Annotated in this window: 9 protein-coding genes; 4 read left to right on the forward strand and 5 right to left on the reverse strand. The window is 73.3% G+C overall.

The window, feature by feature from the left end; translation table 11 throughout:
• Positions 1-20: 20 nt before the first annotated feature.
• From ACFWR9_RS03040 to ACFWR9_RS03050, 3 genes are read right to left on the reverse strand one after another with little or no spacing between them, the layout of a single operon-like run.
• Positions 21-416 (reverse strand): DUF742 domain-containing protein, encoded by a 396-nt coding sequence (locus ACFWR9_RS03040; protein WP_383834601.1) that lies wholly within the window; start codon positions 414-416, stop codon positions 21-23.
• A 10-nt stretch (positions 417-426) separates the two neighbouring features.
• The gene (locus ACFWR9_RS03045) at positions 427-861 is read right to left on the reverse strand and encodes a roadblock/LC7 domain-containing protein (RefSeq protein ID WP_383834604.1); all 435 of its coding nucleotides are present in this window, start codon (positions 859-861) and stop codon (positions 427-429) included.
• Positions 858-3572, reverse strand: a complete 2715-nt coding sequence (locus ACFWR9_RS03050; RefSeq protein ID WP_383834607.1) for a nitrate- and nitrite sensing domain-containing protein — start codon at positions 3570-3572, stop codon at positions 858-860. The genes ACFWR9_RS03045 and ACFWR9_RS03050 overlap by 4 nt, the downstream gene beginning before the upstream one ends.
• A gap of 427 nt (positions 3573-3999) precedes the next feature.
• Between ACFWR9_RS03050 and ACFWR9_RS03055 the strand changes: the two genes are divergently transcribed.
• Positions 4000-4566: a hypothetical protein gene (locus tag ACFWR9_RS03055; protein ID WP_383835034.1), complete on the forward strand. Its 567-nt coding sequence runs from the start codon at positions 4000-4002 to the stop codon at positions 4564-4566.
• Between the two features lie 171 nt (positions 4567-4737).
• Here ACFWR9_RS03055 and ACFWR9_RS03060 read toward each other — a convergent pair whose 3' ends face one another.
• Both ACFWR9_RS03060 and ACFWR9_RS03065 read right to left on the reverse strand, forming a co-directional pair.
• Complete coding sequence (locus tag ACFWR9_RS03060; RefSeq protein ID WP_383834610.1) at positions 4738-5943, reverse strand: NAD(P)/FAD-dependent oxidoreductase; 1206 nt, start codon at positions 5941-5943, stop codon at positions 4738-4740.
• A complete protein-coding gene (locus ACFWR9_RS03065; RefSeq protein WP_383834613.1) occupies positions 5940-6263 on the reverse strand; it encodes a bifunctional 3-phenylpropionate/cinnamic acid dioxygenase ferredoxin subunit in 324 nt (107 codons plus the stop codon). The genes ACFWR9_RS03060 and ACFWR9_RS03065 overlap by 4 nt, the downstream gene beginning before the upstream one ends.
• 285 nt (positions 6264-6548) lie before the next feature.
• Between ACFWR9_RS03065 and ACFWR9_RS03070 the strand changes: the two genes are divergently transcribed.
• The 3 genes from ACFWR9_RS03070 to ACFWR9_RS03080 all read left to right on the forward strand — a co-directional run bounded on the left by ACFWR9_RS03070 (position 6549) and on the right by ACFWR9_RS03080 (position 11069).
• Positions 6549-7292 carry an IclR family transcriptional regulator gene (locus ACFWR9_RS03070; protein WP_383835036.1) on the forward strand — a complete coding sequence of 248 codons (744 nt, stop codon included), beginning with the start codon at positions 6549-6551 and terminating at the stop codon, positions 7290-7292.
• Between the two features lie 241 nt (positions 7293-7533).
• The gene (locus ACFWR9_RS03075; RefSeq protein WP_383834615.1) at positions 7534-8619 is read left to right on the forward strand and encodes an S-(hydroxymethyl)mycothiol dehydrogenase; all 1086 of its coding nucleotides are present in this window, start codon (positions 7534-7536) and stop codon (positions 8617-8619) included.
• A complete protein-coding gene (locus tag ACFWR9_RS03080; protein ID WP_383834618.1) occupies positions 8616-11069 on the forward strand; it encodes an FAD-dependent oxidoreductase in 2454 nt (817 codons plus the stop codon). Before ACFWR9_RS03075 ends, ACFWR9_RS03080 begins: the two co-directional genes overlap by 4 nt.
• Positions 11070-11071 lie beyond the last annotated feature (2 nt).

Genomic DNA, 11071 nt, shown 5'->3' on the forward strand with positions numbered 1-11071 from the left:
CGACGTGCCGGCGGGAGGTGTCACAGTGCCCTCAGTCCGTTGATCACGTCGCGCAGAATGTTCTCGTCCGGCAGTTCGGCCGGGGGTACGGGCCGGTTGACGTGGACGAGGTCGACGTCCACGAGGTCGCCGACCAGGACACGTACGACCCCGACCGGCAGGTCGAGTTCGGCGGCGAGTTCGGCGACCGACTGCGGGGTCTCCCGGCACAGCCCGACGATGTCCACGTGCTCCGGCGAGAGGGTGACGTCCGCCTCGGGGTCGTCCGCGTGGGGTTCCGTGACGACCACCGCGATCAGGTCGAGGCGGTGCTGGGCCGCGCTGGTGGTGCGACCGCGCGTCATGGCGTACGGACGGACGACGGGGCCGGCCTCGTCGTCGAACCAGTGGTTTCTTCCCTGACCGTCTGCGCTCATGTCATCCCACTTACCCGCCCGAGGGCACATCGGTGCGTGGAGCGGTGGCCAGGTGTGCGCCGACCCGCTTGACGAGGAGGGTCATCTCGTAGGCGACCTGGCCGACGTCCGAGTCGGCGTCCGAGAGTACGGCGAGGCAACTGCCGTCGCCGGCGGCGGTGACGAACAGGAAGGCGTCGTCGAGTTCGACGACCGTCTGCCGGACACTGCCCGCCTCGAAGTGGCGGCCCACGCCCTTGGCGAGGCTGTGGAAGCCCGACGCCACGGCGGCCAGGTGCTCGCTGTCCTCCCTGGTGAGGTCCTTGGACGCGCCCGTCGCCAGGCCGTCGCCGGACAGGATGACTGCCTTGCGGATGCTCGCGACCCGGTCCACCAGGTCGTCGAGGAGCCAGTTCAGCTCCCCGGACTTGGTCGCGCTGTGGCCGGTCGCCTTCGGTGCGGTCATCGACCGTCCCCCTCTGTCGTTCCTCGTGGTGCTCTTGGTGCTGTGCCGCCGGGGACGTCGTCACCCGCGGCGTTCTCCTCACGCCCGCGCCGCCAGCCGCGCTGGAGTGAGGCCATCCGGCTGCGGACCTCGTCGGCGTCACGGTCGGCGGGGTCGGAGCGGTCCTCTGCGGACGGTTCGGGGCCCTGCCGGAGCTGGGGCGCGAGGTTGGCCTGCCGTACGCGCCGGGGCAGCGCACCGGACTCCGCGGCGTCGGCGTCCCGGCCGTCGGCGCGGCCGCCTCCGGGGGTTCCGCCGCCGTCACGGCCCGCGGGGTGTCCGCGTCGCCGGCGGGAGGGCAGCGCGGGCGGTTCGTCCGCTCGTGCCCGCGGTGCGGCCGGGATGCGCGTACCGTCGGCGTCCGCGTCCGCCGGGGGCTGATCGTCCGCGCTGTCCCGGGGGTCCCGTGCGGGGACCGGGCGGCCGTGCGAACTGACCAGCTTGGGGGTGCGGCGGCGGGGCAGCGGGAGGGGTGCGTCCGCGTCGGCCCGGTCGTCGTCCTGGCCCGACCGGTCGTCGTCGGCAGCGGCGAGCGAGCGGCGCGGGCGGAACAGGCCGCCTCGTTCGCCGTCCTGGTCGTCGAGCCCGCCCGGCAGGCCGTCGAGGGCGTCCAGGTCGACGGGCGCCTCCAGTTCCACCGGTCCGTCCAGCAGCGCGGCCGGCCGCTCCGGCAGCCGCGCGGGCACGTGGGACAGGGCCGAACGACGGCTCTCCTCCCGCCCCTTCTCCTTGACGTGCTGGGGACGGTCGAGGCGGAAGCCGACGCCGTTGGTGTCGGGGGCGTCGTCCGAGAGCAGCGCGTCGGGCACGAAGACGACCGCGGTGGTGCCGCCGTACGGGGAGGGCTGGAGGGAGACCCGGACGTTCTGCCGCTGGGCGAGCCGGCTGACGACGAACAGGCCGAGCCGGTCGGTGTCGGACAGTTCGAACTCGGGGGTCTCGGCGAGCCGGAGGTTGGCGTCCAGGAGGGCGTCGGCGGCCATCCCGAGGCCGCGGTCGTGGATCTCCAGGGTGAAGCCGTTGGCGACGCGCTCGCCCAGGACCTGGACGGCGGTGTGCGGTGGCGAGAACACCGTGGCGTTCTCCAGGAGTTCGGCCACCAGGTGGGTCAGGTCGGCGACCGCCGGTCCGGTGACGGCCACCCGCGGCAGCCTGCGGACCTCGATGCGCTCGTAGTCCTCGACCTCGGCGACGGCGGCCCGCACCACGTCCATGAGCTGGACGGGCTTGCGCCACTGCCGGGACGGGGCGGCGCCGGAGAGGATGACCAGGCCCTCGGCGTGCCGGCGCATCCGCGTGGTCAGGTGGTCCAGGCGGAACAGGTCGGCGAGTTCCTCGGTGTCCTCGGTCCTGCGCTCCATGGTGTCCAGCAGCGTGAGCTGCTTGTGCAGCAGCACCTGGCTGCGGCGCGCGAGGTTGACGAAGACCTCCGAGACGCCGGCGCGGAGTTCGGCCTGCTTGACGGCGGCTTCCACGGCGGCCCGCTGCAGCGTGTTGAGGGCCTGGCCGACCTCGCCGATCTCGTTCCTGTCGTACTCCAGGCGCGGCACCTCGGTCTCCACGTCGACCTCTTCGCCCGCCGAGAGGCGGCGCATGACGCTGGGCAGCCGGACGCCGGACGCCTCGTGGGCCTCCAGTCTCAGCTGCTTGAGGTCGCGGATCAGGGAGCGGCCGACGCGTACCGAGAGGAAGAGGGAGTAGAGCAGCGCGATCAGGCCGAGCGCGCCGGCGATGACCACCTTGGCGATGACGTTCGTCGCGACCGGGTCGACCCGGTCCTGGTAGCGGTCGGCCGCGTGGTCGTCGAGGGCGCCGAGTTCCTCCAGGACGCCGCCCGCGGCGGTGTCCCAGCTCTTGGCGGTGACGCCGCGGGGCGTCCCGGCCCCGGCGGAGAGGGCGGCCTCCTCGGCGGTTCGCAGCGGGGCGGAGGAGGCGTTCTTCCAGAAACGCTCGTAGCGGCCGCGTTCGGCGGACGGCAGCAGCGGCAGGTTGATGCCGTACATCAGGGTGCGCTGCGCCACGAGGTCGGAGACGTCCCGGATCTCGGCGCCGGTGAGCCGGCCGGTGACCAGGGCGGAGCCCAGGAGGGCGTCCTCGCGGGAGAGCAGTTCGCGGGCGCGGGAGAGGTTGACGAGCGCACGGTACTGCTTGTCCAGACCGACGTTGTCGACGACGTTCAGGCCGGCGAGCAGGTCGTGGCAGGGGTCGACCAGGCGGTTGTAGAGGCCGAGCGCCTGCGCGCGGTCGACGGTGCCGTCCTCGACGCTGCGGCGCAGCGAGCCGATGCCGTCGAAGGCGTCCAGTACGGCGGTGAGCCGCTCCTCCTCGGCCGGTCCCAGGTCGTCGCGGACGCCGGCGTCGGCGGCGTTGCGGCGGATCTCGGCGACGGCGTCGTCCGTGGCGGTGCGGCTGCGCTGGAGGGCGGCGAACCCGTCGGAGGCGCGCGGGTCGGCGAGGTGGACGAGAGTCTGGCGGCGCTCCTGCTGGAGGACACGGACGGTGTCCTCGATCGGGTAGCCGATCTCCTCGACGACGGTGGAGACGCTGAACAGCCGTTCCGCCTCGCGTCCCGTGAGTACCGTGGCGAACGCCCAGATCGCGGTCAGGGACACCAGCGGCACGAGAAGCAGCGCCACGATCTTCCGGCGGATCGACTTCCCGCGAAAGCGCATGGCCTCCCCCAGCTCGACCCCCCTGCGGCAGGGGGTACACATGTGCGTCAACAAACGGCGCGAGCCTACTACTGACGCACAGGTATCTCGAAGGCCCGTCCGGCGGACGAACCTCTGCGCCAGGGGGAGGTGATGGTCAGTTGTCCGGTCATTGCGGGAGATTGCCTCCCGGGATCGGGGCGCGCGGGGAGGGTTCGGTTCCGGCTCGGCCGGGCGGATTGGCCGAAATTCTTCGACTGCGCGGGTCTTTCGGGAATCTTGAGGGCACGTCGTTCGTCGTTCACTACGGGAAATGAAGGCGGAATCGGCCACAGGAGCCGCATCCCGCCTCTGGGCGGCGTAAAGCAGCGCAAGCCGGGCAGCCAGAGGGGAGCCGTGTCGTGGGACACGGTCGAGCTGTCTGCTGGCGGTGGGGAGTGACATGTCGATGGGCACGGCGGAGCGGCGCGGGGCGCCCGAGGACGGCGGTGCGGCCCGGGTGACCGCCCGATCGGTCCCCGAGGCGCCGGATCGCGACATTCTGGCAGCCGGTAGGGGCAGACCGGCGCGTGACCGGCCGGAGGGACCGGGGAGGCGGGCGGCGCGCGAGCAGCCGTCCGGCTACCGGCCGTTGTGGCGGGAGGAGCCCGCGCGGCGGCGTCGGCTGCCGGATCCGGTGCGCACGGCGGCCGTGCGTGCGGTGATCGTCGTCGCCGTGACGCTGATACTGGCAATGGTCGCCTTCCTCTGCACGATGGCGGAGTCCTGGCTGGCGTTCCCGATGGTGATCGGCAGCGTGGCGGGCACGGTGGTGGCCACTTGGGGCGTCCTTGACGTGTGGGTGACGCGGCAGGTCTGGAACCAGCGGCACGGCGTGGTGTCGGAGCCGAGCAGCACCGCGCGGGCCATGCGGCGCGAGCGTCGCCGGGCCCGGCGACAGGAGCGGTCCGCCGAGCGGAGCCAGGAGCGGATACGCCGGCGGGGCGGTGGCGCGGGCCGGCTGTCACACCCTTGAGCGGCACTCCGGCACTCCGGCTGCCTCTCTCTGGCTCTCCGGCGCTGCGGCTCTCCGGCCCTGAGCCGGCCGTCCACACTCGGCACCCGCCCGCGCTCGGCACCCGCGCGGGCCGCGACGCACCGCACGCTCGGCGGGTGGCTCCACCCACGTCCCTCGGCGGGGCACGCCTCACAGCGCGTCCGGCCTCGCCCCGCCGGCGGTCACCGGTATACCCGCCTCTTCGGCGGCGAGTTCGCGACGGGCCCGCATGAAGGGGCGGGGCCGGTCCACGGCGAGCACGGCGGTCGTACGCCCGTCTCGTTCGTAGCGGGCGAGGAAGCCGCCCTCGGACGGCGCGCCGTCGGCGATCAGGCCCTCGGCGATGCGCACGGTGTCGCCGTCCCGGCGCCGGCCGGCGAACTGGAGGCGGGAGCCGTACTGGTCGGACCAGAAGTACGGCACCGACCTCGCGCTCTCCACCGTGCGTCCGGCGAGGAGGTTCCGCACCGCGGCCCTGGGCTGCAGGGTGGCGGAGGTCCAGTGTTCCGCGCGCGTGCCGCCGACGCGGGCCACATCGCCCACGGCGACCACCTGCGGCAGGGCGGTCACGCAGCCGTCGTCGCACAGGACGCCGTCGTTCAGGAGCAGCGGCGAGCCCGCCAGCCAGGCGGTGTTGGGCGTGGCACCGATGCCGACGATCACCACGTCCGCGGGCAGCGTCCGTCCGTCGCTGAGGTCGACCCCGGTGACGGCCGCCGTGCCGCGCAGGGCGGCCACGGACGCTCCGGTGACCAGCCCGACCCCTGCACGGCCGTGCAGGGTGGCGCACACGGCGGCCAGTTCGGCGCCGAGTTGCGGCACGAGCGGCATCGCGGCGGCCTCGACGACGGTGACGGCATGGCCGAGGGCGGCGCACGAGGACGCGGTCTCCGCGCCGACGAAGCCGCCCCCGACCACGACCACCCGGCGCGGACCGCGGGTGAGTCGCGCGCGCAGGGCGCGGGCGTCGTCCAGGGTGCGCAGGGTGTGGACCCCGGCGAGACCGCCGCCGGTCAGGCGCCGTGCCGAGGCGCCGGTGGCGACGACGACGCCGTCCGTGGACACGGTGCGGCCGTCATCGAGCAGCACGGTCCGCCCGCGGACGTCCAGACCGCGGGCACGGACCCCGAGCAGCCAGTCGGCGTCCAGGTCGGCGGTCTCCTCGGCGTCCGTGAGCGCCAGGTGCTCCTCGTCGGCCCGGCCGGTGAGGAACTCCTTGGACAGGGGCGGCCGGTCGTAGGGCGGGTGGGGTTCGTCGCCGACCACCACCAGCCGTCCGTCGAACCCCTGGGCCCGAAGTTCCCGGGCGGCGTACAGGCCGGACAGGGAGGCGCCGACCACGGTCACGGTCCTCATGCGGCGCTGCCCTCCTCCGCGGCGAGGTGGACGTGGACGAAGCCGTCCTCGACGCTGACCCGGTAGGTGCGCACCGGCCGCCGGGCCGGAAGGCAGGTCGGCAGGCCCGTGCGCAGGTCGAACGAGGCGGCGTGCAGCGGGCATTCGACCAGGCAGCCCTCCAGCCAGCCCTCGGAGAGAGAGGCGTCCTGGTGGCTGCAGGTGTCGTCGATGGCGTAGAGATCGCCGTCGTCGGTGTGGAAGACGGCGATCGGCGGATTCGTCTCGACGCGGGCGGACTCGCCCTTGGGGAGGTCTTCGAGACGGCAGACGGGAATCATGGGCTCCCCTCTCGGTCCGGAACGCGTGGTTCGGCGGGGTGCGGAACGCGTACCCTTCCGGGATCCGGACGCTTCGGTAACATGATGTTTCACATGGCGCACTGGAGAGCGCTATGCGCAACAGAATCCGGGCGGGCGCCCGTGGCGTCAAGGGCTTCCCGCAGATGCGGCCCGATCGGGCCGCCAGGTGGTGAGAGTTGAGCCATGACCCGCACACAGCAGCAGCCAGACCCCGGTGAGGACCACGTGGAGAACAAGCAGCCAGGCAGAGGCGCGGTGAGCGGCGTGCAGTCGGTGGACCGCGCCGTGACCGTGCTGGAGATCCTCGCCCGGCTCGGGGAGGCGGGTGTCACCGAGATCGCCGACGAGCTGGATGTTCACAAGTCCACGGCGTTCCGGCTGCTCGGCGTGTTGGAGAACCGCGGTCTGGTGGCGCAGGAGAAGGAGCGCGGCAAGTACTACCTGGGCGCCGGCGTGCTGCGCCTCGCGGGGGCGGCGGCCGTGCGGCTGGACATCTCGCAGGAGGGCGTGCCCGTCTGCCGTGAGCTGGCCGACGAACTCGGCGAGACGTCGAACATCGCGGTGCTGGACGACGACGCGGCGGTCAACGTGATGCAGGCCCGCGGCACCGCCTCCGTCACCGCGCAGAACTGGCTCGGCCGGCGCACCCCGCTGCACGCCACCGCCAGCGGAAAGGTGCTGCTCGCCCATCTGCCGACCACCCTGCGCGAGGGGCTGCTGGCCCGCCCGCTGCACCGGTTCACCGAGCACACCGTCACCGGCGCGGCGGTGCTGCGCGGCGAGTTGGAGACGGTGACCGAGCAGGGTTACGCGATCACGCAGGAGGAGCTGGAGATCGGGCTCGCGGCGGTGGCGGCGCCGGTGCGCTCGCACGACGGCAAGGTGATCGCCTCGATCAGCGTCTCGGGCCCGGTGTACCGGCTGACGCCGGATCACCTGCCGGACCTGGCCAAGCGCGCGCTGGCGGCGGGCGTCGAGCTGTCCCGCCGCATGGGCTACGGCGGCTGAGCCCTCCCACCCCGCGGGGCAAGCCCGCTGACGTCCCGTCCGACGGCGCGGTACCCGATCTCCCTCCCTGGGCCCGGGTCCCGCGCCGTCCTGTGTCCGGTGTGTTTCGCACCCCGCGCCCGGCGCCCGCTCCTTTTGCCAAGGGTTAACCCGTACCTCTTGACGGCCCCTCCACGGCGTTCCCACTATGTTTCTCATCGCGCAACCCATCGTGCAATGCGCAACAGCAGAGGAGCTTCTCGTGTCACACGAGGTCCGTGCCGTAGTCGCTGTGAAGAGGGGCGCACCCGTCGAGGTGCAGACGATCGTCGTCCCGGACCCGGGGCCCGGCGAGGTTCTGGTCGCGGTGCAGGCCTGCGGGGTCTGTCACACGGACCTGCACTACCGCGAGGGCGCGATCACCGACGACTTCCCGTTCCTGCTGGGCCATGAGGCGGCCGGCACCGTCGAGTCGGTCGGCGAGGGCGTCACCGACCTCGCGCCGGGCGACTACGTGGTGCTGGCGTGGCGGGCGCCCTGCGGTGGCTGCCGGTCCTGCCGCCGCGGCCGCCCCTGGTACTGCTTCGACTCGCGCAACGCCGCCCGCCCGATGACCCTGCTGGACGGCACCCCGCTGACCGGCGCCCTCGGCATCGGCGCCTTCGCCGAGAAGACGCTGGTCGCCGCGGGTCAGGCGGTGAAGGTCGACCCGGCCGCCCGGCCCGAGGCGGCCGGTCTCGTCGGCTGCGGGGTGATGGCCGGTTACGGCGCCGCTGTCAACACCGGCGGCGTGGGCCGCGGCGACTCGGTCGCCGTGATCGGCTGCGGCGGCGTCGGCGACGCGGCGATCGCCGGTGCCGCCCTGAACGGCGCCATGAAGATCATCGCAGTCGACGTGGACGGCCGGAAGCTGGACCGGGCGGAACGGTTCGGCGCGACACACACCGTCGACTCCCGCGGCACGGACCCGGTCGAGGCGGTCCGCGCCCTCACCGACGGCCACGGCGTGGACATCGCGATCGACGCCGTGGGGCACCCGGAGACGTTCCGCCAGGCCTTCTACATGCGTGACCACGCCGGAGTGCTGGTCCAGGTCGGCGTGCCCACACCGGACACGACGGTCGAACTGCCGCTCATCGACGTGTTCTCGCGCGGCGGTGCGATCAAGTCGTCCTGGTACGGCGACTGTCTGCCGAGCCGCGACTTCCCCTTCCTCATCGACCAGTACCTGTACGGGCTGCTCGACCTGGGCGCCTTCGTGTCGGAGACGACGACGCTGGACCGGGTGGAGGAGGCGTTCGGCAGGATGCGCCGCGGCGAGGTGCTGCGCTCGGTGGTGGTCCTGTGAGCGCCCACGGCCCGCGGACCCCGCCCCGCGTGGTCGTCATCGGCGCGGGCGTCGTCGGCTGCTCCCTCGCGGACGAACTGACCGCGCGCGGCTGGACCGACGTCACCGTTCTCGAACAGGGCCCGCTGCCCGCGCCCGGCGGCTCCACCTCGCACGCGCCCGGCCTCGTCTTCCGGACCAGTCCGTCGCGCACCCTGACGGCGTTCGCCCGGTACACCGTCGAGAAGTTCACCTCCCTCACGTGGGACGGCGCCACGTGCTTCCAGCGGGTCGGCGGCCTGGAGCTGGCGACCACACCGGAGCGCCTCGCCGACCTGCACCGCAGGGCCGGCTACGCCGCCTCCTGGGGCGTGCACGGCGAGATCGTCGACGCCGCCCGCTGCAAGGAACTCTGGCCGCTCCTCGACGAGTCGGTGGTCCTCGGCGGCTTCCACACCCCCGGGGACGGGCTGGCCCGCGCCCTGCCCGCCTGCCGCGCCCAGCTGGACCGCGCCACCGCGCGGGGCGCCCGTTTCCTGGACCGGCACACGGTCACCGGCATCGAGCGGCACGACGGCCGGGTCACGGGCGTCGTCACCGACCGCGGCACCTTCCCCGCCGACCACGTCGTCTCCGCCGCCGGGTTCTGGGGACCGGTCGTCGGCCGCATGGCCGGCGTCGACGTGCCCCTGCAACCACTGGCCCACCAGTACGCGAGGACGGCTCCGCTGGCCGAGCTGAGCGGTGCCACGGAGGAGGCGTCTAGGCCGATCCTCCGCTTCCAGGACCGCGACCTGTACTTCCGTGAGCACGGCGACCGCCTCGGCGTCGGCTCCTACGCCCACCGTCCGCTGCCCGTCGACCCGTTCGCCGTGCCCGGCTACGACGAGTCACGCGCCCGGCACATGGACATGCCCTCGTCGTACCCCTTCACCCCGGAGGACTGGGCGCCGAGCTGGGAGGACTGCCGCGAGCTGATGCCCGCCCTGCGCGACGTCGACGTCGAGTCGGGCTTCAACGGCGTCTTCTCCTTCACCCCGGACGGCATGCCGGTCCTCGGCGAGTCCCGTGACCTGCGGGGCTTCTGGCTGGCGGAGGCGGTGTGGGTCACCCACTCGGCCGGTGTCGCCAGGGCCGTCGCCGAGTGGATGGTGGACGGGCGCCCGTCGCTCGACGTCCACGAGTGCGACCTCACGCGCTTCGAGGAGGCGCAGCGTTCACCGGCGTACGTCCGCGAGCGCGGCGCGCAGCAGTTCACCGAGGTGTACGACGTGATCCACCCGCTCCAGCCGATGGAGCGGCCGCGTCCGCTCAGGGTCAGCCCGTTCCACGTCCGGCAGCGGGAACTCGGCTCGTACTTCCTGGAGGGCGGCGGCTGGGAGCGCCCGCACTGGTACGAGGCCAACGCCGGCCTCTCCGAGGACCCGCGCCTTCCCGATCGCGACGCCTGGTCGGCCCGCCACTGGTCGCCCATCGCGGCGGCGGAGGCGCGGGTCACCCGCGAGCGGGTCGCCCTGTACGACATGACGCCGCTGCGCCGCCTGGAGGTCACCGGGCCGGGCGCCCTCGCCTTCCTGGACCGCATGACCAGCAACAACCTCCGCAAGAAACCCGGCGCGGTCACGTACACCCTCCTCCTCGACGAGTCCGGAGGCATCCGCTCCGACCTCACCGTCGCCCGCCTCGCCCCCGACCGCTTCCAGGTCGGCGCCAACTCCCCCGCCGACCTGGACCACCTCCTGCGTCACGCGCCCGACGGCGTGCACATCAGGGACATCACCTCCGGCACCTGCTGCGTCGGCGTCTGGGGCCCGCTCGCCCGCGACCTCGTCCAGCCGCTGACGGCGGACGACTTCTCGCACGAGGCGTTCGGCTACTTCCGCGCGCGGGAGACGTATGTCGGCCACGTCCCGGTGACCGCGATGCGCCTGAGCTACGTCGGTGAACTGGGCTGGGAGCTGTACACCACCGCCGACCTCGGCCTGCGGCTCTGGGACACGCTGTGGGAGGCCGGCCGGGACCTCGGCGTGATCGCCGCCGGACGCTCGGCCTTCAACTCCCTGCGCCTGGAGAAGGGATACCGGGCCTGGGGCACGGACATGACCGACGAGGACAACCCGTACGAGGCGGGCGTCGGCTTCGCGGTCCGCATGGACAAGGCGGACTTCGTCGGCAGGGCCGCGCTGGCACGCGCGGGCGAGCCCGGCCGGCGCCTGACGCCGCTGCTGCTCGACGACCCGGCGGCCGTGGTCCTCGGCAAGGAGCCGGTGCACGTGGACGGCGCGCCCGCCGGGTACGTGACCAGCGCCTCGTACGGCTACACACTCGGCCGCTGTGTCGCCTACGCCTGGCTCCCCGCCGGCCTCGCCACCGGCACCGGTGTGCACGTGGAGTACTTCGGCGAGAAGGTGCCCGCCACGGTCGCCGAGGAGCCGCTGTTCGACCCGAGGATGACCCGTATCCGCCGCTAGGA

The sequence above is a fragment of the Streptomyces sp. NPDC058534 genome (assembly GCF_042717365.1).
Taxonomy (GTDB): Bacteria; Actinomycetota; Actinomycetes; order Streptomycetales; family Streptomycetaceae; genus Streptomyces.

What these genes read in the sequence shown, in the direction of transcription:
- ACFWR9_RS03040 (WP_383834601.1), bottom strand. Translation starts at nt 416, where the DNA reads ATGAGCGCAGACGGTCAGGGAAGAAACCACTGGTTCGACGACGAGGCC.
- ACFWR9_RS03045 (WP_383834604.1), bottom strand. Translation starts at nt 861, where the DNA reads ATGACCGCACCGAAGGCGACCGGCCACAGCGCGACCAAGTCCGGGGAG.
- ACFWR9_RS03050 (WP_383834607.1), bottom strand. Translation starts at nt 3,572, where the DNA reads ATGCGCTTTCGCGGGAAGTCGATCCGCCGGAAGATCGTGGCGCTGCTT.
- ACFWR9_RS03055 (WP_383835034.1), top strand. Translation starts at nt 4,000, where the DNA reads ATGGGCACGGCGGAGCGGCGCGGGGCGCCCGAGGACGGCGGTGCGGCC.
- ACFWR9_RS03060 (WP_383834610.1), bottom strand. Translation starts at nt 5,943, where the DNA reads ATGAGGACCGTGACCGTGGTCGGCGCCTCCCTGTCCGGCCTGTACGCC.
- ACFWR9_RS03065 (WP_383834613.1), bottom strand. Translation starts at nt 6,263, where the DNA reads ATGATTCCCGTCTGCCGTCTCGAAGACCTCCCCAAGGGCGAGTCCGCC.